Annotated in this window: 21 protein-coding genes; 5 read left to right on the top strand and 16 right to left on the bottom strand. The window is 35.4% G+C overall.

The genetic code is table 11. From position 1 onward, the window contains the following. Window positions 1-276: 276 nt before the first annotated feature. From HLK68_RS08800 to glpK, 8 genes are all read right to left on the bottom strand, one after another. The gene (locus HLK68_RS08800; protein WP_006784344.1) at window positions 277-714 is read right to left on the bottom strand and encodes an NUDIX hydrolase; all 438 of its coding nucleotides are present in this window, start codon (window positions 712-714) and stop codon (window positions 277-279) included. Window positions 715-1,195: 481 nt separating this feature from the next. Then, window positions 1,196-1,876: a DUF554 domain-containing protein gene (locus HLK68_RS08795; RefSeq protein WP_132942752.1), complete on the bottom strand. Its 681-nt coding sequence runs from the start codon at window positions 1,874-1,876 to the stop codon at window positions 1,196-1,198. Between the two features lie 117 nt (window positions 1,877-1,993). Further along, window positions 1,994-2,575, bottom strand: coding sequence for a GNAT family N-acetyltransferase (locus tag HLK68_RS08790; protein ID WP_006784346.1), 582 nt, complete (start codon window positions 2,573-2,575; stop codon window positions 1,994-1,996). 112 nt (window positions 2,576-2,687) lie between these two features. Continuing rightward, the gene (locus HLK68_RS14585) at window positions 2,688-2,903 is read right to left on the bottom strand and encodes an inorganic diphosphatase (RefSeq protein WP_006784348.1); all 216 of its coding nucleotides are present in this window, start codon (window positions 2,901-2,903) and stop codon (window positions 2,688-2,690) included. Then, window positions 2,893-3,255, bottom strand: a complete 363-nt coding sequence (locus tag HLK68_RS08780) for a DUF1667 domain-containing protein (protein WP_006784349.1) — start codon at window positions 3,253-3,255, stop codon at window positions 2,893-2,895. The genes HLK68_RS14585 and HLK68_RS08780 overlap by 11 nt, the downstream gene beginning before the upstream one ends. 128 nt (window positions 3,256-3,383) lie before the next feature. Further along, the gene (locus HLK68_RS08775; RefSeq protein ID WP_055165442.1) at window positions 3,384-4,646 is read right to left on the bottom strand and encodes an NAD(P)/FAD-dependent oxidoreductase; all 1,263 of its coding nucleotides are present in this window, start codon (window positions 4,644-4,646) and stop codon (window positions 3,384-3,386) included. 14 nt (window positions 4,647-4,660) lie between these two features. Further along, entirely contained in the window at window positions 4,661-6,076 is a 1,416-nt protein-coding gene (locus HLK68_RS08770; RefSeq protein WP_129821206.1) for an NAD(P)/FAD-dependent oxidoreductase, read from the bottom strand. Window positions 6,077-6,180: 104 nt separating this feature from the next. Next, entirely contained in the window at window positions 6,181-7,665 is a 1,485-nt protein-coding gene (glpK, locus tag HLK68_RS08765) for a glycerol kinase GlpK (protein WP_009606992.1), read from the bottom strand. Between the two features lie 210 nt (window positions 7,666-7,875). Here glpK and HLK68_RS08760 point away from each other — a divergent pair, with 210 nt between their 5' ends. Further along, window positions 7,876-8,334 carry a hypothetical protein gene (locus HLK68_RS08760; RefSeq protein ID WP_006784353.1) on the top strand — a complete coding sequence of 153 codons (459 nt, stop codon included), beginning with the start codon at window positions 7,876-7,878 and terminating at the stop codon, window positions 8,332-8,334. Window positions 8,335-8,951: 617 nt separating this feature from the next. Here the strand turns inward: HLK68_RS08760 and HLK68_RS08755 are convergent. From HLK68_RS08755 to HLK68_RS08740, 4 genes are all read right to left on the bottom strand, one after another. Next, on the bottom strand, window positions 8,952-9,959 hold the full coding sequence (locus tag HLK68_RS08755) for a helix-turn-helix transcriptional regulator (protein ID WP_132942753.1): 1,008 nt from the start codon (window positions 9,957-9,959) through the stop codon (window positions 8,952-8,954). Window positions 9,960-10,117: 158 nt separating this feature from the next. Beyond that, on the bottom strand, window positions 10,118-11,098 hold the full coding sequence (gene galE, locus HLK68_RS08750; protein ID WP_006784355.1) for a UDP-glucose 4-epimerase GalE: 981 nt from the start codon (window positions 11,096-11,098) through the stop codon (window positions 10,118-10,120). A gap of 12 nt (window positions 11,099-11,110) precedes the next feature. Then, window positions 11,111-12,625 carry a UDP-glucose--hexose-1-phosphate uridylyltransferase gene (gene galT, locus HLK68_RS08745; RefSeq protein WP_055165445.1) on the bottom strand — a complete coding sequence of 505 codons (1,515 nt, stop codon included), beginning with the start codon at window positions 12,623-12,625 and terminating at the stop codon, window positions 11,111-11,113. 13 nt (window positions 12,626-12,638) lie between these two features. Further along, entirely contained in the window at window positions 12,639-13,808 is a 1,170-nt protein-coding gene (locus HLK68_RS08740; protein ID WP_006784357.1) for a galactokinase, read from the bottom strand. 238 nt (window positions 13,809-14,046) lie between these two features. Between HLK68_RS08740 and HLK68_RS08735 the strand changes: the two genes are divergently transcribed. From HLK68_RS08735 to HLK68_RS08720, 4 genes are all read left to right on the top strand, one after another. Further along, window positions 14,047-15,051 (top strand): LacI family DNA-binding transcriptional regulator, encoded by a 1,005-nt coding sequence (locus tag HLK68_RS08735; protein WP_006784358.1) that lies wholly within the window; start codon window positions 14,047-14,049, stop codon window positions 15,049-15,051. Between the two features lie 22 nt (window positions 15,052-15,073). Then, window positions 15,074-16,078, top strand: a complete 1,005-nt coding sequence (locus HLK68_RS08730; protein ID WP_055165447.1) for an aldose epimerase family protein — start codon at window positions 15,074-15,076, stop codon at window positions 16,076-16,078. A gap of 234 nt (window positions 16,079-16,312) precedes the next feature. Next, window positions 16,313-16,777 (top strand): GNAT family N-acetyltransferase, encoded by a 465-nt coding sequence (locus HLK68_RS08725; protein ID WP_006784360.1) that lies wholly within the window; start codon window positions 16,313-16,315, stop codon window positions 16,775-16,777. A 29-nt stretch (window positions 16,778-16,806) separates the two neighbouring features. Further along, complete coding sequence (locus HLK68_RS08720; protein WP_006784361.1) at window positions 16,807-17,871, top strand: branched-chain amino acid aminotransferase; 1,065 nt, start codon at window positions 16,807-16,809, stop codon at window positions 17,869-17,871. Window positions 17,872-17,908: 37 nt separating this feature from the next. Here the strand turns inward: HLK68_RS08720 and HLK68_RS08715 are convergent, their stop codons facing one another. The 4 genes from HLK68_RS08715 to HLK68_RS08700 form a co-directional block, all read right to left on the bottom strand. Further along, the gene (locus HLK68_RS08715) at window positions 17,909-18,352 is read right to left on the bottom strand and encodes a metallophosphoesterase family protein (RefSeq protein ID WP_055165449.1); all 444 of its coding nucleotides are present in this window, start codon (window positions 18,350-18,352) and stop codon (window positions 17,909-17,911) included. Window positions 18,353-18,507: 155 nt separating this feature from the next. Next, window positions 18,508-19,812 carry a sugar ABC transporter substrate-binding protein gene (locus HLK68_RS08710; RefSeq protein ID WP_055165452.1) on the bottom strand — a complete coding sequence of 435 codons (1,305 nt, stop codon included), beginning with the start codon at window positions 19,810-19,812 and terminating at the stop codon, window positions 18,508-18,510. A gap of 485 nt (window positions 19,813-20,297) precedes the next feature. Next, complete coding sequence (locus HLK68_RS08705; protein WP_009607006.1) at window positions 20,298-20,525, bottom strand: HPr family phosphocarrier protein; 228 nt, start codon at window positions 20,523-20,525, stop codon at window positions 20,298-20,300. Between the two features lie 275 nt (window positions 20,526-20,800). Then, the gene (locus tag HLK68_RS08700) at window positions 20,801-23,833 is read right to left on the bottom strand and encodes a glycoside hydrolase family 2 TIM barrel-domain containing protein (RefSeq protein WP_132942754.1); all 3,033 of its coding nucleotides are present in this window, start codon (window positions 23,831-23,833) and stop codon (window positions 20,801-20,803) included. Between the last annotated feature and the right edge of the window lie 143 nt (window positions 23,834-23,976).

Here is a 23,976-nt window from a genome sequence, read left to right as displayed (position 1 = left end):
CACTCCTTTTCACAAGAATTGTTACTATTATAGCATAAAAAGAGGTATTCAATAATGTAATTTACATGTAAAAAAACTCATTTCATCCTAAAAATTTCTCTCTCTTTAAACAAACGTAGTGAGCACAACCGATTCCCTAGGCTACATGACTCACCTATCGCTTTCCTCCATTAGTCCCCCTCGGGTAGGGAAAATAAAAGTTTCTAAGGATGAAAAACTTATCTGCTCTTATATATAAAAAAACATTCTAATTCAATAGAATGTTCTTTTCCTGTGCTATAACATTTGTGATACTTTTTCAATAGCATAAGCCTGATGGTCAAGAAACAATTCACTAATGCAGTCTTCTAGAGGTAACCAGACTAATTCATGATCTTGTTCAATCGGTTCTGTCACTTCATCCACTTTGCTTGCTAAATAAAAATAACCTGTTGAGTACAGATATTTGTCACGATAAATTGAAAAATGATAATTAGCCGCCTGGCAAACATACTCATTAATTTCAATTTCCCATCCGAGTTCTTCTAAGCACTCGCGTCGTAAACAAGCCTCTTTACTCTCTTCTCCTTCTAGTCCACCACCTGGCAAGAAATATCCATGTGGCAATTTGACTGTTGCAACTTCATTCTTCTCATTCATAATAATTGCATAAACACCTTTTCGATCAATATAAGTTTGATCGGCTAACTTTTCTCCAAAAACAGCTTCTACCATTCCTTACACTTCCAATCTATATTTCACAATTATAAATCCATCTCAGGATTTAAACCTCTTTGAGACTAAGGTATCCCCTAGTCCAGTGGTCTCCTCAGTTGATAAGAAAAGTATAGTTTTTCTAGTATGAAAAACTTATCCCACCTTATCTATAGAAACAGAAATGTTTCTTTATTTTTAGAGTCTGACTTAATCGCTAAGTCTTTTGATAATAAGGCCAACTTTAGTCACGGGAACACCCTTTTTTAAAAGAAAACTAGGACCTAAAGTTCACTTAACATAATGAAGCCCTCCTATCAATTGCCACAGGCAATCTAACCCTCACCTGCTAGTCGTAAAGTAAAGTTTTTACAATATGAAAAACTTATCTCACCTTATCTCTTTCAAACTCTAAAGTTTTTATATTGTACTGATTATAACGACAATAAGTCAAGTTTTTTGTCGTTTTTTGCCTTCATCAATAAGAGTGCCATTTTTTTATCTAAAGAAATAGCCCTAATAAGATAGGAATAAAAATGGCAGGAACTAAATTCATAATTTTTATATGAGTTATCTTCAAAACATTGAACCCCAGTGCAATGATTAATAAAGATCCTACACACGTCATCTCATTAATCACACTATCCGTTAAAAATGGTGCTAATACCCCGGCTAATAACGAAATACTGCCTTGATAAGTCAGAACAAAAGCACCCGATAAAATAACCCCGATTCCAAGCGTTGACACAAAAATAACGGCGGAAACCCCATCAAGCATCGACTTCGTTAATAACATATCATAATTTCCAACTAATCCATCTTGTAAAGCTCCGATAATCGCCATGGCTCCAACACAAAACAACAAACTCGCCGTCACAAACCCCTCTGAAATCGAGGTCTTAGAATCAACCTTTTTAAACTTCCTCTCAAGCCACAGTCCTAACTGATTAACACGCTCATCTAAATCCAAACATTCACCGATAACGGCTCCAATGACCATCGAAAAAATAATAACAAGGCTATTTTCCCCCTTCAAAGCTCCCGTAAAACCGATATACAACACACATAAGGCCAACCCATTCATAATTGTATCTGTTAGTTTACTTGGAATTCCTTTTCTAAAAAGTAGTCCTAAACTTCCACCAATGATAATCGCTCCTGTATTCACCAATGTTCCTACCATGTTTTCCCTCCCTTACATAATGAATAAATTATACACAATCAACTAAAAAAAGAATAGAGAAAAAGGAGGGGATTAACAAATTTTCCCCCACTCCTTTTCACCTATTCTTTTACTTTTTTATCTTAATCGCTTACTCATATAAATACACTCATTAAAGCCTGCCTGCTTCGCAAACATCTGTTTTTTACGTTTCAGAACCTTAAAACCTAACGATTCATATAACTTAAGCGCTCCTGTATTCACATCAATCACATCTAACAAATATTCATGTCCACATGATTTTAACATACATTCTTCAAGCAATAATGTTCCAATTCCAAGACGGCGATACGCTTCATCAACTGCTAACGTATTAATATAAATTTGATAAGGCTTTAATGTCAGTCCAGAATTTACAAGATTAAAATAAAATTTTAATCCTTTAAAAAAACCTAAACAGCCTTGTACCTCCTTTAAACTAACCTCAAAAGCCCCTCTAACAGGCGTCGAAACCCCAACTATTCCAACTACCTTATCCTCTGCGATGGCAACAAAACATTGTTCAACGACCATCGCCTTCATAAACAATAAAATAAATGCCTCCTCATCCTCACTAATTGAAAGAAACATCTCACGAAACTGATGCACAGTAAAGTGAGCTGCCTCTTTAATGCGATTACTTCCTAAATCACTTAACCTTTGAATCTTCACCCCTGTCATCTAAATCCCCCATTAATACCTTCGACTTAAAAAATCGTTCACAAAACTCAACTAATGCCTCAATTTGAGACTGGCTGTATTTTGATACCTCGCGGCATACCACTAACTTCTCCTACACATCATCTTCACGATGAATAATCGCAACCACATACCCGCAAAACGTCTCGAGCGGTTCAAACTCTCCAATAACATGGGCATCAATCTCCTCACCATCTCCCCCAATCGTATTAGGAATATACCCATAATTAATCGGATAATAAAACCCGTGCTTCGGATGCCTTGAGCCAAGTGGGCGATCTATCACCACACTCACTTTTTTATTTAACATCCTGACACCTCTTGAGCGTTCGTGAAGCAATCACATCAATTCCAAGCCCTAGCACATCGGATAAAATCACATCGCCACAACTTACTGGCGCCTCTACCTTTATTAATTGAACTGCTTTAACAAACTCCATCATTTTAGATTTTGGGACTGGCTGACTACTTACAACCGGTAAGCGACGATAAATCGCTCCTTCAATAGCAATCGTCGTTGTCACAACGCGCGTTGGATTCGTTGTTTCAGACTTTGCAAACGCTAGCCCTCTTTTGCAATGGTTTCCACTCACATGCCCTTCTTCATCAATGTTTAGTGAACATCCAACCGGGCAAACAATACACGTTAACGCTTGACTCATGTAACGCTCCTCCTAAATAGAAACTGAAATATAATTTATATTTTTATAATCTAGCTTAGTATCTAAGCCCTTTTGATACTGAGGTATAACGATAGTCCCGTTAAAAGTTTTCAACGACACAAAACTTATCAGGAGTTATATAGACATTTGACTTCAATCGTTAAATCCTTACCTGATGAATTTAACACTTCAGTTGGAATTTTAATTTTTTCCATTTCTGCCGGTAACAATACATGACGTTTCAACTGATGAACGATTTTTCCATCCTGAACAACATTAACAATTGCTTGCTGATACTTTTTTGTCACACGGTACATTAACTCAAGTGAAGCCTCAAGTTCTTTTGGTCTAATTTTTTGAGGTAGCGCATATTTGATTCCTTCTCCTGCCTTGACTTCTAACACCCCATCATCATGACCTAAATGACCAAGCGCATATAAAGCAGCATAATATCCTGCACGCTCTGCCTCATCCGATACAAAATCAACTAAATCATGAACATGCAACACATTCCCACAAGCAAAAATTCCGCTGACCGTCGTCTCTAAATTTTCAAAAACACAAGCTCCCTTTGTAGCGGGATCAAAGATGACCCCTGCTTTTTTACTTAACCCATTGTCCGGAATCAAACCAACTGAGAATAAAATTGCATCAACCTCAAACTGTTTTTCAGTACCTAGAATCGGTTGACGATCAGCATCGACCTCAGAAATCGTCACCCCCTCGACACGTCGATTTCCTTTAATATCTGTCACGGTATGAGATAAAAAGAGTGGGATATTAAAATCCTCTAAGCACTGCACAATATTTCGTGTCAATCCATTTGAATATGGCATGATTTCAGCTACCCCTAAAACTTCTGCCCCTTCAAGTGCCATTCGACGTGCCATAATCAAACCAATATCTCCCGATCCAACAATAAAAACTTTCTTTCCAACCAAATAACCATCCAAATTTAAATAACGTTGGGCTGTTCCAGCGGTCAAAATACCCACGGGACGAGTTCCTGGAATACTTAGAGCTTGGCGATTATTTTCACGACATCCCATCGCCAAAACAACGGCTGATGCCTTGATATCTTGCTCCCCTTGCTCGTTCAAAATTGTGATGATTTTCTCATTCGTTAAATTCGTTACCATCGTATTTAACATAATTTCAACCGGATACTGCTTCAACTTTTCGATATAACGATTCGCATACTGTGGCCCCGTTAACTCTTCTTTAAACTTATGCAAACCAAATCCATTATGAATACACTGTTGCAAAATACCGCCAAGTTCTCTATCTCGTTCAATTATTAAGACCTTTTTAGCACCACCTTCACAAGCACCAATCGCGGCACCCATTCCAGCCGATCCGCCACCAATAATAACGACCTCATATTGTAACATCTATTTCACCTCACTTACTTTTCTTCAACTAATATATTCGTACCGACTTCATCGTAATTCACTTCATCCACACACTGATTCAACTCCCGTGCTAAAATTTGTAAGACATACGGTTCGCAAAAACTTCCCTGACATTTTCCCATTCCAGGACGGCAACGTTTTTTGACACCTTTAACAGTCGTGGCCCCTGCATGACGTCGAATCGAATCTATGATTTCACCTTCCGTAATTTGCTCACATCGACAAACCATTCGTCCATAAGCAGGATTCTTTTGAATTAGTGCATTCTTCTCCTCTCGAGTTAACGCCTTTAAATTCACATAGGGACGTCTTGATGAATCCCATTCTTTTTCATTGAGTTCAATATGGGGGCGAATAAAATCTAGAACATATTTAGAAATCGCAGGAGCTGCTGATAAACCAGGAGATTCAATTCCAATTACATGCACAAACGTTTCATAACGTGAATCGGGTTGAATATAAAAATCACCACTACTACCACTTGCGCGTAACCCTGTAAAAGATCTCATCACATGAGTCGCGGGAAACTGTGGTAAGATACGTGATAACTGATCCTTAATATAATCGTATGCCTCCACCGTTGTTGCCACATTCTCTTTATCATCCACTATCTCTGAATCAGGACCAAGCAACGTATTTCCATGAGTCGTTGGTACGATTAAGACACCTTTTCCACGCTCAGTTGGCGTTGGATAAATAACACGCGAGATAGCATTAAAATCTTTATCTAAAACAAAATAAGTTCCACGTCGTGGTTGGATTTCAAACTCGAACTCAGGGTTAATCATTCGTCCAACCTCACAGCCAAACAATCCCGCTGCATTAATCACCATCTTCGCTTGAATCATGCCATTACTCGTTTGAACCTCATAGTTATCACCCTTATGGATTGCCAAAACTTCCGTATTTAACTGAAGTTCTACTCCATTATTTAAGGCAACTTCCATCGCAGCAATTGCCACTTCCCATGGATAAACAATCGCCGTCTCCTCACACACTAACCCCTTCACAATATTGGTAGATAATTGGGGCTCTAGAACTCGAACCTCGTCACCTGAGATTAAACGGACCTTCACCTTATTTTCCTTGGCACGCGATTCAAGTATTTCAAGCTTTTTAACTTCTTCTTCGCTCGTTGCTACTGTTAAAGAACCTACCTTTTTATATCCAACCTTTAAACTTTTACATAACGGTTCATATAAATCTTTTCCAAGTAAATTCAACTTAGCCTTTAATGTGTTAGGAATAGGATCAAATCCAGCATGAATAATCGCACTATTAGCCATCGTACTTTCATTTGCAATATCATTTTCTTTATCAACAACCACCACTTTAACATCATATTTTGATAACTCATATGCCATTAAAGATCCAACAATCCCACATCCAATAATTAAAATATCGACCATTTTATCACCTTCCATTCTTAATTAATACCATCCCTCATGAACAAAAAAAGACGAATAACGTCAGACTCATTCCTAAGTCTTCTCAATTATTCGTCTTCTTAAACTTATTTAAAGAGTTTAACTGCTTCAATCGCTTTTTGCCAACCACTATAAAGTTCATCTCGATCTTCTTTAGATAATTTTGGATCATAGCGCTTTGGTGCAGAGGCATAACTTGCAATTTCTTCAAGATTCTCGTAAACACCTGTTGCAAGTCCCGCTAAATAAGCAGCCCCTAACGCAGTTGTTTCCGTTACTTTTGGAACACTAACTTCAACTCCTAAAATATCACTTTGAAATTGCATTAAAAATTGATTTAACGTTGCACCACCATCCGCTTTTAAATCTAAAATTTCATCATTCAAATCTTCTTTCATGGCCATGATTACATCCTTACTTTGATAAGCAATCGCTTCAAGTGTGGCACGAATAAAATGCTCTTTTGATGTACCGCGTGTTAATCCAAACACACCGCCACGAACTTCACTATCCCAATACGGTGTTCCAAGACCAACAAAAGCTGGCACCACATAAACACCACCACAATCACCGACACGTTGAGCATAAGTTTCCGAATCTTTTGCATCCTTAAACATACGTAGACCATCTCGCAACCACTGAATCGCACTTCCTCCCACAAACACACTTCCTTCTAATGCATAATATGTTTGATTATTAAGTTTCCAAGCGATTGTCGTTAATAATCCATGACTTGACTCAATCGGTTGATGACCCGTATTCATTAAAACAAAACACCCTGTTCCATACGTATTTTTAACCTGACCTTTTTGAAAACACATTTGTCCAAATAAAGCAGCTTGTTGATCCCCACAAACAGCTGCAATTGGCAAAGGACGTCCTGTTATATGAGGAAGGGTGTAAGTATAGATTTCAGACGTTTGTCTAACTTCTGGCAAAATGGATTTTGGGATACCAAATGCCTCAAGTAAGTCATCATCCCATGTTCCAGTATAAATATTGAATAATAACGTACGCGAAGCGTTTGTGACATCTGTAATATGGGCATTTCCTCCTGATAACTTCCAAACTAAATAGCTATCAACGGTTCCAAATAACACTTCATGACGTGCAATTTTTTCTTCAATTCCTTCGATATGATCAAGCATCCATCTAATTTTTGAGGCTGAGAAATAAGAATTAATGAGCAATCCTGTTTTTTCTTTTACCATTTGTTCATAACCTTTTTCTTTCCACTTTTCGCAAATAGCATCCGTTTGACGTGACTGCCAAACAATCGCATGATAAAGTGGTTTTCCTGTGACTTTATCCCACATGATGGTCGTTTCACGTTGATTTGTAATTCCAATTCCTTTGATTTGACTCACATCTACTTTCCCCGATAATAACACGGAACTAATTACTGACATCGTTGAAACCCAAATTTCATTTGCATCTTGTTCAACCCATCCTGATGAGGGATATAAGCACGTAATTTCACGCTGTGCCTTTTCAATTACTTCGCCTTTTTTATTAAAAACAATTGCTCGGGTACTCGTTGTCCCTTGATCAATTGATAAAATTAAACTCATCCTTAAGCACTCCTTTAAAGAAAACGTTTCCTACTATTATACCATGATTACACGTCTAAATCTTGAAAATCTTCAGATATTATTCTGTACGTAATTTAATCATTAAATTACTATCTTATGTTAGATTTTCTTTTTTCGAATTTTGTCAAATCCCCCGTTATCTTTGAATATGATAATAGTATAAAGTCTCGCAAGAGAGGGGGAATACGTTTGGCTAAAACATATCAAGTTATTTATGAACGCAAACAAGGTTCCATTGATTTCTCAGGTGAAGAAACTGATATTTATTATCTTTTTTATGTTGTACATGAGTTAGGCCGTTTAATCTATGAGATAGAATATCAAAAACCGTTATCCGACAACACTTTAATCACTTTAAAACATTTAAATGCTGACCAAACAATCGCTGAAATAAAAAGAATACTGCATATTTTTAGTTCTTTCCCGTCACCCTCTATTCAATTAAATGCCTTTATTGAGGTCATTAATCGTGATGAAATTTATACAACCATTGAATTAAAAGATAAAGGGCAAAAGCATTCCAACGATCAACTTATTACCGATTTGTATCTATTTCAATTATTCTCACATCTAAACTTACTTCGCGGTTACGACTTTTCAGACTTAGATGAATTTCCTGAGGAAAAAGTTCCATCTTACGTTAATTAAAATTTAAAAAGCGAGCCAAATGGGCTCGCTTTTTAAAACATAGTGTAACAAAACAAACGGCTTAAATACTTTCTCTGCTAACGAGTAGAAGAAAAAATATCAACAAAGGTTTCTTAATACATTCCTTTCGTATAATAACACTCCATGTTAAAGTCCTCTACTCTTTAACTAAACCTCATTTTTCAGAATTATATAATTCCTTGCCAAGAATTTAATTAAAATATTAAATCTCATTATCCCCCCGATAAAGACATTAAACTAACATTTTTCACCCTGAAAAAGAGTAGTGTTATTTACACTATTAAATTTACCACACCATGAATACGTTTACAACAAAGTTTGTGTGTTCTTTTGATGAACTGTGCTTATTTAGGTAAAAATGACTCCATAAAAAAAAGTCATATTCTTCACTTTATTATTCTTAAATAAAAAAAGATAACTTCCCCCATAGAAGTTATCTTTTTATGTTAATTCATTACTCAAATATAAGTCCCCACTTATCCTGGCTCTCCACTTGGCGAAAACCAAGTCAAACACTTGAACCAAATCAAAAAATTCACGATTCGAATCAAGACATTACCCAAAATTCTCTCTAATCTTCTCAATTCAAAAATTTTTTACTCTAAATACAACTCTAAAACTCGTTGTGCTTCTTTTTTCATCTCATCAACTAAACTACTAGGTGATAGTACTTTAACTGCACTCCCCTGACTCCTTAACCACATGTCAATCCCTCTACCATAGACCTCTGCTTCAACAACAAATTTATTAAAATCTTGTTCGATAATAGTGGCTGTTGGAAGACGGTCAAGGACTGGTTCAATTCGAGGGCCATAAAATTCAAATTTTACACGTAAAAGTTCTCCCAAATACATAAACTGAATTCTTTTTCTAAACTCTCCCTCTTCAAAGCGATTTGAATAAGGGACGTAGAAATTTCGATTGATTACTTTATAATCATTAAAGCGATCAATTCTAAAAATACGTAAATGATCATCTTTAACGTGATTGTAATCTAAAGCATTCGGCTTCAATTCTTCCATATAAGCAATTAAATAAAAATAATACTCAGAAAAAATAATGCCAACTGGCTGTAGATAACGCTTAATTGTAATAAAATCTTCGCGTGTATAAGACATCTCAATAACCTGTCTTCTTTGAATAATCTCGCTAAATTCCCAGACCTTTGTTAATAGTTCTTCATTATGCTGCAATGGAACATAATTTAAAAGTTCGTTCCCAATCAATTCCTTAATCATCTTTTGATTAGATTGATCCATCTGTTTTAACAACATGTTAATCAAATCATTCATTTCTTTTTGATTAAACGCCCGCGTCCCCAACATAACTTTGATGATTGCAAAAATATCCTCTCGGCGTAAATGATATTGTTCAGCATTTTCTAAAATATATCCACCTTGCTTCCGACTATACTTAATCATTAAGTCAGCTCGCTCCGTTTGTTCCCCTAGATAAATGTTTAAATGTTCAATATCGCGTTGAATGGATTTTTCACTAACACCAAATTCTAGAGCTAATTGTTGTTTATTTAAAACTCGCCCTTCTATTATGCGTTGATAAATGGATAAAATCCGATTAAACTTTAAATCTTTCCCTTGTAACATAACTTCACCATTTCTTTCCTATTATACCATAGAACATGGACACTTATTGTCTATATAGTCTTTTTATAGGTTTTATTTTATCATTTTTTGTCAATTTTTCTTCCCCTTTATCTCAATTTAAGTAAAAAAACGATAGCACCTGCTATCGTTTTTCGCTGTTATTTTACTATTCGTTTTTGTTCAACCGCCCACGCACTTGCGATCATATCTTTAACTGCCGGATGCTTTGGCATCCAACCTAGAATTTCTTTTGCTTTTTGACTAGAAGCAATTAACTTTGCCGGATCACCTGCACGACGTGGTGAAATAATCGCTGGAATTGGGTGGTTCGTCACTTCACGTGCTGCTTCAATCATTTCAAGCACGCTGAATCCTTCCCCATTTCCTAAGTTACAAATTGTACTTTCTCCACCGTTTACAAGATATTGCATCGCTAAAATATGAGCCTCTGCTAAATCGCAAACGTGAATGTAGTCACGGATACAAGTCCCATCTGCTGTTTCATAATCATCACCAAAAACATTAATCGCTTCGCGACGTCCTGATGCAACTTGTAAAATAATTGGAATTAAATGCGTTTCAGGATCATGTTTCTCCCCAATTAATCCTGATTCATGTGCTCCCGCTACATTGAAATAACGTAATGAAACATAATTTGTATCATGAGCTTTATGGTACCAGTTAATCATACGTTCCATTGCTAATTTTGTTTCTCCATAAACATTTGTCGGGTTTGTTGGATCTGTTTCTAGGATTGGAATATTTTGTGCTTCTCCGTATGTGGCAGCAGTAGATGAGAAGACAATATTTTTTACCCCACAGTCTTCCATTGCTTTTAATAAAACATTTGTTCCACTCATGTTATTATCATAATATTTAAATGGATTTGTCATACTTTCCCCGACTAAAGAGTAAGCCGCAAAGTGGATGACTCCATCTACCAATTCTTTGCGTAAGACCTCTGTCATAAAACGATAATCTGCAATACTTCCATGATAGAAAGTCGCCTCCGGATGAACATCCCCACGATGCCCAGTCACTAAATTATCAACGACTACGACGTCATGCCCTTGTTCAATTAATGCATAAACGGCATGAGAACCAATATAGCCAGCTCCACCTGTTACTAAAACTTTCATTTAACTTCCTCCTTAAAATGAACGATTAATTGAGTTAATAAAGCGTTGTATCCCCGCTAATCCTTCTTCATCTAGTTTATAAACGCCACAACATTCTAAAATCTCTACAAATTTAGAACCTACTTCTGCTTCAATAATTGACATGGCTTTGCAAACTTCCACCGCTTCATAACGTCTTAGCATTTCCTCAAGCCATGGCACATGTTTTTCTAACTTAGCATTTATTAAGACATCTGCATCTCGTAAAATAAGGGCTTCTTTTACTACCTCTAATTCATCTTTTAAACGTCCTGGTAAAACAGCTAATCCCATAACCTCAATTAACCCAATGTTTTCTTTTTTCAAATGATGTAAGTGAGCATGAGGATGATAGATTCCATCAGGATGATCTTCAGATGTACGATTATTACGTAACACTAAATCTAACTCATATTTTCCTTCTTTAAAACGAGCGATTGGTGTAATCGTATTATGAGGTGTTTCATCTGTATAAGCTAAAATTCCTAATGATTCATCGCTATACCCACGCCAATGCTTTAACATAATATCCCCAAGTTCTACTAAACGATGACGATCCGTTGATTTTAAACGTAACACACTAAGTGGCCAATTCACAAAACCAACTTCAACATCTGCAAAATTTAAAACATTTAACGTTTTTAAAATCGGTGCTTTCTCCATTGCAAATTCATAAGCTCCACCTTGGAAATGATCATGTGTTAAAATAGATCCCCCGACAATCGGTAAGTCTGCATTTGATCCAATGAAGTAATGTTTAAATTGTTCTACAAATTGTAATAAGCGTTCAAATGTTTTGGCTGAAATTTTCATGGGCTCATGCGCACCTTTTAAAATGATACAGTGCTCATTATAGTAAACATACGGAGAATATTGCAAGAACCATTCTTCATTTGTTAACGTTAAAGGAATAATACGATGGTTTTGACGTGCTGGATGATTTAATGTCCCAGCATACCCAACATTTTCTTTACATAGTAAACATTTTGGGTAATTTGAGCTTGGTAGACTTTTCGCCATCGCAATCGCCTTTGGATCTTTCTCAGGCTTTGATAAATTAATCGTAATATCTAAATCACCATATTTAGTTGATGATTTCCAACTTAAATTTTTTTCAACACGGCTTACTCGAATATAATTCGAAGCCTTACTTAAATTATAATAATAACTTGTCGCAACTTTAGGATTATTAGCATGAAGTCCATTAAATGTTTTAATCACTTCAGATGGACGTGGCATTAAACAGTCCATGATTTTAGTATCTAATAAATCACGATGATCGATGCTGTCACATTCTAGTACACCAGTTGAAGCAGCATAATCTAAAATAGCTTCTAAAATTTCACTTGGATTTTCCATCGATTCTAATTGAACTTCTTCATATTCAAATGCAGGCAATCTTAAAATATCGATGATTTTATTTGCAGTATATACGACATCAGCTTCTTCGATCATGTGATGAGTTAATGCAAAACTGATGAGACGATTAATTTCATAATTGATATTCATGCCTTTTCTCCCCTTAAACTAAAGTTTTTGTTCCATCTCCAATTGTGGCAACATATAAATCTGCATCATAGCCAATGGCTTCTTTATATCCTTTTGCGATTGCTTGTTTAACTGTCTCTAATGTTTCATTTTTAACTAACGCAATCGCACATCCACCAAATCCTGCTCCCGTCATACGAGCTCCTAGCACACCTTCTTGTGCCCAAGCTAGTTCAACAATTGTATCTAATTCCGTCCCTGTTACTTCATAATCATCACGTAATGATTTATGTGAAGCATTTAATAATTTTCCAAAACGTCTTAAGTCCCCACTTCCTAATGCATCAATGGCTAATTTAACACGTTCATTTTCCGTTACAGCATGCTTTGCACGGCGATATAAAATATCTTTATTTAATACCCTTGAGACATTATCAAACTCAGCAACACTTAAATCACATAAGAAATTAATATCTACTTTTGTTTTTAATAATTCTAATGCCGCCTCACACTCTCCTCGACGCTCATTATATTTTGAATCCGCTAATTCACGTTTTTTATTTGTATTCATAATTAAAATAGAATGATTCCCTAAATTAGCTTCTGCATACTCATATGATAAATCATTTGTATTTAATTTAATAGCTGAGTCCTTTTTCCCCATCCCAATCGCAAATTGATCCATAATTCCACAATTAACACCTACATATTCGTTTTCAGCCTTTTGTGATAACTTCACCATATCAACCATTGTGATATCATAACCATTTAATTCTTTTAAAATTTGTGACACTAATAATTCCAGTGATGCTGAAGACGATAATCCTGATCCATTTGGAATTGTTCCAAAGACGTAGGCATCGAATCCATTCGCAATTTCATATCCTGCTTCTAAAAATTGGACCATAACCCCTTTAACATAAGCACTCCAGTTTTCATCTTCTGTATGAGCTAAATTTGTTAATTCAAATTCAATCATGCCGCGTTCTTCAAAGTTTCCTGAATATAAACGAACTTTTTTATCTTCACGCTCTGATACAACTGCATAAGTCCCATAAGTAATTGCACATGGAAATACACATCCCCCATTGTAATCAATATGCTCCCCAATTAAATTAACACGTCCTGGAGAGAAAAACATTTTGGTTTCTTTCCCCTCACCGAATACTTTTTCAAATGCTTCTTTCATATTTTCAACCATCATTTCATTTCCCTCTCTTTTTTTAATTTTTCTATTCCTTTATTCGTTCTTTTACTTGACGATTTCTTTCTGTACTAAAATTTTATACTTTTTTACTAAAAAAATCAATAGTATTTTGTTAAAACCCTTACATTTTTTTGAAATGTTTCGGCTATTCTGTTTTATTTTATGAAAGATGATGATAAAATAATAGTGAAAATAGTGATAAAAATATTCATTATTCATAGAAAGGAGGCGCCTTATGGCAAAAATTAAAGATATTGCTGACTTAACTGGTTTTTCTATTACAACCATTTCTCGAGTTTTAAATCAAGATAAAAACTTTAATGTATCAGATGATACTCGTTTAAAAATTATGGCAACTGCTGAAAAATTGAATTATGTTCCACTTAGTCGTCGTAACAAAACAACAAAAAAGACATCCGGATTAACAATTGGATTAGTTTACTGGTATTCAGTAGCAGAAGAAATTACAGATCCGTATTATATGTCAATTCGATTAGCTATCGAAAACCAATGTCAGGTTCAAAATATAAAATTAGAAAAAATCTATCTTCCAATGAAATCATTTGAAGATATTGCTGCCATGAATTTAGATGGATTAATTGCCCTCGGAAAATACAGTCATGATGAGATTGATAAACTGTATGAAATCAATCCCCATCTTGTTTTAGTTGACTGCTATTCAAAACACTATAATATCGATGTCGTGATGGCAGATTTAACAGAAGCAACAAAAGATATTATTAAATATTTAGTAGATTTAAAATTAAATTCAATCGGATTTATCTGTGGAATTGAAAAAACATTAGATGGACAAGAACTTCTTGATATGCGTTTAACTACTTATATTGATGAAATGACAAAAATGAAACGATTTAATCAAAGCCATGTTTATCTTGGAGCTTTTACAGCTGATTCAGGGTATGAAATCATGTCTGAGATTATCAAAAAAGATCATCTTCTTGATGCTTATATCGTGGCATCAGATGCGATGGCCATTGGATGCTTAAAAGCATTAAATGAAAATAACATTAAAGTACCAGATGTTGTCTCAATTATTAGTTATGATAATATCTCACTAGCACAGTATACGATTCCATCATTAACAACCATTGATATGAATACAAAACACATGGGGGATACAGCGATTGACTTAATTATTGAACGCATTGCCAATGATCGTGAAATTGCAAAAAAAGTAACGATTCCGACTCGTCTTATTCGACGTTCAAGTAGTTTATAATGAATGATTAAGGGGGATAAAAATGGAATACAAAACAGTTGAAAAAGGTATATTCAATGGCATCAATGTGGTTGAATATAGCATGAAAAATGAAGAGTTAGAAGTTCGTTTTTTAAATCTTGGAGGGGCAATCACTAAAATTGCTCTTGCAAGTGATGACTACAGTGAAAACTTAGTACTTGCTTACGAGAATATTGAATCTTACTTTGATAACGGATGTTACTTAAATACGATTATCGGACGTACCTCAAATCGTATTAAAAACGGAATCTTCGAATTAAATGGCCAGACGATTAACGTTGATCTTAACAATGGACCTAATAATTTACATGGTGGTGCACAGTGTTTAACTTATGCTAACTTTGACGTGATAGAAATTCCATCAGGTTATGCCTTAACAACGACACTACCACATCAAGAAAATGGATTCCCTGGAAACTTATCAGTTAAAGTATGCTACCTTCTTGACAAAAACAACTTTAAAGTCACTTATGAAGCCACAACCGATCAAGATACCATTGTAAACTTAACACAACATGCATACTTCAACTTATCAGGTAACTTAAAAGAAAACATTTATAATCATGAGTTACAAATTAAAGCTGATTATGTTGCTGAGGTGGATGAAAACTTATCATTTACAACACAATTAGTACCGGTTAAAGGAACATTATTTGATTTCAATCAACCAACGATTGTTAATCATAAGTCTAAAGAAGTGTTACCCTTATTTGAAAACACATCAGGATATGATCACTTATATCTTCTAAGCGATATTGACCATGCCGTTGTCTTTAAACATTTAGATTCAAATCGCACCTTAAAAGTTTCAACAACCTCACCTTCTATGCAATTTTATGCCGGAAATTTCCTAACACCAGATTTAACATTTGAAAATGGTCGTATGGGAGAAAATCATTTAGGGGCTTGTTTTGAAACACATTTAGTTCCATTTGATTTCGAATCACAAGTTTTAAAACCAGGCGAAATTTATACTCAAGAAACAACCTTCACATTTACAAAATAACAAAAGAGGTGGCTCATTAGAAGTCACCTCTTTTATTATTTTGTACAAGAACTAACCAAATAAATGATTTCATCCTATTACTTAAAAAGTTAACTTATAACTCCTTACTGCTAATAGGCTATCTTCTCCTCAATTACGATAAAACTCATGAATCACTTTTTTTCGAAGTTTTTAATAAACTCCCCTACTCCTTCATATGTTAGAAGTATAAGACTTGAAAGAGGAGTGAAATGAATGAGGATTATCTACTACGAGCCCGAACATCTAGCAGCTTGTGCCCACCTTTTAATTGAAGTTTATAATACAACGACTTGGGATTGTCGCTGGTCTACTGAAAAAGCTAAAACCTATATTGAAGAACTCACTCAAATGCCACGCTTTGTTGGTTTTTTACTTGAAGACGATGGAGAAATTGTTGGAGTTTCACTTTGTCATGAACGCACATGGTGGCGTCACGATGAATTGAATATAAATGAGTTTTATATCTCACCGGATCTTCAACATCGTGGATATGGAACACACTTGATTCGATTTATGGAGAAGTATGTGAAAGAAAGAAATCTAGCTGGTATTACCTTGATGACTAATAACGTAGATGCCGCACAGTTTTACCACAAAAATAAATTTCACTACAACGACCTAGTGTTCATGTACAAAGGGATTGAATCAAAGGTCAAATCAGATGAGAGACTTGCATAGTCTCTTTTTGTGCATAAGGAGGAATCATAATGGATATTAAAATTGAACGTTCAAATCATCTCAAGAAAAAACCGAGTGGTGAACCTCTTGGGTTTGGACAATATTTTACCGATCATATGTTTACAATGGATTATACAGAAGGAATCGGTTGGCACGATGCTAAAATTATTCCTTACGGACCGATTGAACTCGACCCGGCTTGCATGGTGTTTCACTATGCTCAAGAAACATTTGAAGGGTTAAAAGCCTATAAATTACAAGATGGTCAAATTGCTTTATTTAGACCTGAACTAAATGCTCATCGCTTAAATCAATCCAATGCGCGACTTTGTATGCCTGAAGTTCCTGAGGATTTATTCATTAAAGCGATTGAAACACTCGTCAAATACGAACAGGATTGGATTCCAGATGAGTTTGAACACTCTCTATACATCCGCCCCTTTATGTTTGCAACCGAAGCGGGAGTTGGCGTTCATCCATCAAAACAATACAAATTCATCATCATTTTATCACCAGTCAGCTCCTATTATCCTGAAGGCGTGAACCCTGTTAAAATTTGGGTTGAAGATGAATATGTTCGAGCTGTCATCGGGGGAACGGGATTCACAAAATGCGGTGGAAATTACGCCTCAAGCATCGTCGCCGAGAGAAAAGCGAAAGAGCACGGTTATACACAGGTATTATGGTTAGATGGGATTCATCGTCGATATATTGAAGAAGTGGGAACAATGAATGCCATGTTCGTGATTGATAACAAGGTAATTACAGCCCCTCTTCACGGTTCTATTTTGCCTGGGGTCACTCGTAATTCGATTATCCATCTTCTAAAAGACTGGGGCATCACGGTAGAAGAGCGACTTTTAAGTATTGAAGAATTAATGGACGCAGGCCATAATGGAACCTTAACTGAAGCGTTCGGTACAGGAACTGCTGCCGTTATTTCACCCATTGGAGAACTTTATTATAAGGGAGATGAAATTATCATTAATGGTTTTGAAACCGGTCCTCTCACTCATAAACTTTATGAAACTCTTACAAAAATTCAGTGGGGATTAATACCTGATTCTTATGGTTGGATTCATCTGATTCCATAAACACAAAAAAGGAGCATTCTTTAATGACATGCTCCTTTTAATATTGTAAGTCAATTTTTTCAATTTCCATATGATCATCATTTAGATGAAGGATTGCCATGGTTAATGGTAATGAAAATCGCCGACGTCCACAACCACCGGGATTTAAATACTTAATCCCCTCACGTTCCTCATACTCATACTTATGTGAGTGACCATAAATAATAAGATTAACATGATTCATATTTTTAGGAATATCTAATTTATCGTGTACAACATAAATTAAGATTTCACCCAACTCAATTTCTAAATCTTTTGGAAGATCGAGTGCTTTATCATTATTTCCTGCTACCACGAACGTTTTAGCAATCTGATTTAAACGTTCCATAATCTCTACCTGACAGACATCACCTGCATGAATAATATAATCACAGTCTTTTAAATAATCTAACACCTCTTCTCTTAAAACATTATGAGTATCTGAAATAACGCCAACTTTCATAACTAAACTCCTTATTTTCATCATCGCATCTATTGTTTTCCTTTAATAATCAAGACATCCTAAATATTTAGTTTACATCAATACAGTATTTTAGCTTATTATTTATCTAAAAAAAAGAAGCTATCCCAAACTAGATAACTTCTTTCAAAATTAAATTATTGTACTAACAATAATGCTTGTTCGTAATCTGACATGGCTTTTGTAGCCGCTTCTTGTGGAGTCGCTAACCCTTCCCAAACTGAACGATACATTGTTTCAGCAGGTGCCCAGAAACTTGCCATTTCAGGAATACTTGGCATCGGTTCAGAGAATTGAGCTTGTTCAAGAACTCCCATTACATAAGCATCATCAGAAAGTCCATCAATAACAGTTGGATCTTGTAAGGCTGGAATTGCTCCACGAACTTTATAAAGAATTTCTAATCCTTCATCAGAAATCATGTATTCTAATACTTGACGTGCTTCATCAGGATGTTGTGTGTAAGCACTAATAGATGCAATGATATTCCCAGAGAATGTTAATGGTTGAACCCCATTAATCGTTGGAATGGTTGTAATTCCCCATTCAAAGTCTGCTGTGTTTTTAATTTCAGAAATAGCCCATGGACCAACGATAACGTATGGCACAGTTCCTTTACCGAACTCAACTTCAACGGTATCAGTTGTTAAGTCAGCATAAGGGACTGGTAAATATTCTTGCATAGATTTGAAATATTCTAATCCAGCAATTGCCTCTTCAGAATCGAAATTAATTGCATTTGGGTCAGTATGATCCGCTCCAAATAATTGGTAACCGTTTGCTGTTAAGAAAAATTGCATCGTATAGGCGTTCCCCGCTTCAAAACGCATGATGAATTTATTTTCAGCCGCATTATTAAACACATCTCCTTGTGCTTTTACTTCTTCAAACGTTGTCGCAACATCAAATCCATTTTCTTCTAATAATGTTTTATTGTAGAATAAAGCAATTGATTCAGTTGAAATTGGAACACCATAATATTGATCTCCTGATTTTGCCGTTTCAACAGCGCTCTCAATAAAACGTGATTTTACATTCTCACTTAAAGATGATCCAAGTGGTAATAAAATATTTCCTTGAATCGATTGTGCCATTGTATCATGTGGCTGTAAGAAAATATCTGGTCCAACCCCTGCCGGTCCATCTAACTCTAACTTAGTTCTAGATTGAGTTGATTCTACGTGTTCCCAAACAATATCAATATTAGAGTATTTTGCTTCGATTGCTTCTTCTAATGCTTCTGCATAATTATCATAATCTAACCATAACTTAATTTCTACTTTATCTCCAGATGTTGAGTCTGTTGTCGTTTCAGGTTTTACTTCAGTATTGCTTGATGAATCCGTTGGCGTTTCAGATTTTGTTTCATTTCCACTACTACATCCAGCTAAACCTGCAGCTGCTAATGTCGCTGCAAACAATAACGATGTTACTTTTTTCATTTTTGAATCCCCCTCTAACTTAATCAATAACTAACATAAACTTTTAATGCTTGCCCCTACTATCTTGAAACTATTCCCTAGTTTTTTTAGTTTTTTTAGTAATTTAAAGTTTAAATCAGTTACTATGTTAACGGTTTCATTGTAACACAGATTGAATAGAAATGTTATATTATTTTCTAAAATTTAATCGTTTTTTTATTTGTTGTTAGGAAGATTATTAAGATTAACGAATTTGAATCGTTTCTATTCAAAAAACCAATGAATTGATAATGTATTTTCTACAATTTTTACATATTTACTTTTCAAAATGTCGAATAATGAGTTAGAAACTTTATTTTTTAACTAAAAATTATTAATATTTAAACGGAATTTTATAGGCTATTCTCTGATATCCACCTACGACCTCTCTCTATTTTTTTATCCCAAAATCTTTTACAAAATAAAAACCAATGACACCTCCCCTTTTTTGTCATTGGTTTAAAATCTTATAATAAATAACCTTGAATTTCTTTTTGTAAACTAATTGCATTTTCTGTAGAAGCAATTAAATTTAAGGGTCTTTCGAATCCGAGACTTAAAACCCCCATGATTGATTTCGCATCAACCTTATGACCATCACGCTCTAATTCGATTTCATATCCATATTTTCCAACAATATTAACGAATTTTTTAACCTCTTCAACTGAATTAAATTTAATTTGATACACTCTCATAGGTAACAACTCCTTTAATGTTTGAAGTGTTTCTGGTTGCTTGTTTCATCTAATAAACTATATTCGCGAGATTCCTCCTTAGTTCAAAGAAAACGTACATAATCTTTTAGACAAAAAAATCTACTACATTCGAAACAAGCGCTTGACAACAAATGCATCAATAAGTGAAATATTTTCAATAATCATTTAACAGGAGTTTCAAAGATCCTTTAAAATTTAAAGGCTCTTTTTTCAAAACAAAAGAGGACCTTCACTTAGCAAGGTCCCCTGTTAGTTTATTTTGTCGGCTCAATCACAAAACTGTATTCATAATTTTCGTTACCAGGCAATTCAAATCTCGCTTCTGGGCGTGCTCCCCAAGAATCATCACCTCCAACTCCCATTTCTTGAGCGTTAATCGAAAGAACTGTTTTATGGACAGGTGGTAATTCATAATGGTGGAACGCTACTTCTAATTCATGAGATGTATAAGGTAAAGCTGAGAAACTTAATGGAGCATCTCCTGTAATTTTTAATCCTGCTCCAGTTGCATTCGTTATGGTTGCATAACGTACTCTCGTGTGATTTCCACATGCTTGAGGAATCACATATCCTGCTACATTATCAGCAACTTTATTTGTATAAGTTCCATATTTAGCCCCAAATTCACGGTCAGCATATGTTTCATCTGGCCCGAATCCTCGCCATGTTAATGTATTAAACTCACATGGAATCGCTAAATCCATTCCAAATTTGAACATATTTGGTAAGCCTTCAATACCTTTATAACTCATGTGAACATGAATTTGTCCATAACTATTAATAAAGTAGGTCACGATAGCATGAGAACTTGGAATGGTATTTAAATTATACGTAATGATTACTTCTAAGCCGTCTACACGTCGATTAAATTCTAATTTTTCATGGAATGAAGAAAGGGTTGCTGTTCTCCATTGTGCAGATTGAAGATGAGCTCGACTTCCACGATCATTATCAGTCGCCGCTCGCCAGAAGCTTGGCATCAATGATAAGTTTGGTTGATGAATATACTCCACACCATCATATTTTATCGATACGATGCGCCCGAGTATTTTACCAAACAGCACTTCAAATCCTTCACCATGAATTCCAACATTTGTACTACCTTCTACAATCGTAAATTCTTTTACAGGTTGAGCTGCTTCTTCTTTAACTGCCTCTATGATGCATTGACCAAATGCTATCTCATGTCCACATGAAGCGAATAATTTATCTTCTTTTAAACAGATTGAAACAGTTACCACTAATTCCTCCTGACGTGGCGTCATATCGATTCCTAAATCAATAAATCCTGTTGATAATGGTTCTAAGTTATAGTATCCCTCACCAGATGCTACTAATTTTTCACCCGATTCAACCTCCCACTTCAGTGTATATTCATTTAAATTCGTAAATAAATGCTTGTTCTGAATCTGTGCTCCACCCTCTTTTACAATCACCGTAAAGGGTTGATATGCCCCTTTAATCGCTTGCATTTTTGGTGATGCTTCACGATTCGCATAAATAATTCCGTTGACACAGAAATTATAATCCGTTGGCTGATCAGAAAAATCTCCACCGAACGCTAAATATGGCTTACCGTAGCGATCCTTTGTCCATAACGCTTGATCAATATAGTCCCATATGAATCCACCTTGGTACATCTCGTACTCATCTTCAAGCTCAATGTAGCGGTCCATTCCACCATTTGAGTTGCCCATTGCATGGGTATATTCACATAAAATAAATGGCTTTTCAGGATGGTTATCCAAGTATTCACGAATTTCAGGAACTCTCGTATACATGCGACTTTCCATATCTGATGTTTTATGATAACGGCGGTCATGAAAAACTCCTTCATAGTGAACAAGGCGGGTTTCATCAGCTTCACGGAAGTACTGTGACATTTTGTATAAGTTTTCTCCCCCAAAACTTTCATTTCCACAAGACCAAATTAAAATACTTGGATGGTTTTTATCTCGTTCAAGCATTGACTTTGCACGATCTAAAATAATTTCTAAAAATTCAGGACGTCCGTTTGGAATAGCCGGCTCATTTTCTTCAACCGAAACACCATACTTCCAAGTCCCATGAGTTTCAAGATTCGTTTCATCAATTAAATATAATCCATATTCATCACATAACTCATAGAAATACGAAGCGTTTGGATAATGTGAGGTACGAACTGCATTAAAATTATGCTCTTTTAAAAATTTCACATCCCATTCCATCTCTTCTTTTGTTACACTACGTCCGTAAGTTGCACTAAATTCATGACGATTTACACCTCGGAACACGATGCGTTTCCCATTTAAATGCATCACTTTATTAATCATTTCAAATTGACGAATTCCGACACGTTGACAAATCCCTTCAACAACTTCACCTTTTACCTTTACCTCTAATTGCAATTGATAAAGATACGGATGTTCTGCACTCCATAAGTGAGCATTAGTGATATCTAACTCTAATTTTGCACATCCATCAAAAACATCACAAGCTCCACTAGCCACAACCTGTCCATTTGCATCTACTAATTGTGAAACAATTGTTGCCTGTTGACCGATTACCTTGAAGTCTACGCTTACCGTTGCATCCTGATAGTCATTTTTTAGTGTTGTTTTCACAAATAAATCTTCCACATGCGTTGTTGGTTTCGTGAATAAATAAACATCACGAAAAATTCCTGATAAACGCCAAAAATCTTGATCTTCAAGCCAACTTCCTGTTGACCATTTATAAACCTGAACTGCTAATTTATTTTCACCTTCACGGTTGATGAAGTTTGTTAAATCAAATTCACTCGGTGTAAAGCTATCCTCACTATATCCAACAAACTCTCCATTACACCAGACATTAAAGGCGGTCTCAACCCCTTGAAATGAAATACAAACCGTTTGTCCTTCCCACTCTTTTGGTACTTCAAAGTAAGTGACATAAGAAGCCGTTGGATTAAATGTCGTCGGAATATAGGGTGGGACTAACTCCTCGTGCCCATCCCAAGGATACTGTGCATTTACGTAATGAGGTTTATCATAACCTTGTAATTGAATGTGGCCTGGAACATGAATACGATTAAAATTCTGACAATTAAAATTTAACGCTTCAAATCCAACCGGACGTTCCATCACGTTTTCACTATAATTAAATAACCATTCTCCATTTAATGAGCGACGCCATGTCATCTGTACTTTAGAAATGGCTTCTGTTAATGTTTGATAATAACGATGATCACTATGTGCTTTTAAACGATTAATTTCAAAAATTTCTAGATTCATTAACACTGACTGAATCTCTTGCGTCGTTTTCATACTTTAATCCCCCACTCATAAATTAATTTTTTGCATGAACCCTCATCAGAAAACATCACGATGAAATCTTTTCTCCTCATAAAATCAAACACTCATTAAGCATCCATCATATCCTTTCATATGAATACTTAGATTTAATATTA

This window comes from Turicibacter sanguinis (assembly GCF_013046825.1).
GTDB classification, from domain to species: domain Bacteria; phylum Bacillota_I; class Bacilli_A; order MOL361; family Turicibacteraceae; genus Turicibacter; species Turicibacter sanguinis.
This window is presented reverse-complemented; position numbering and strand designations above follow the sequence as displayed.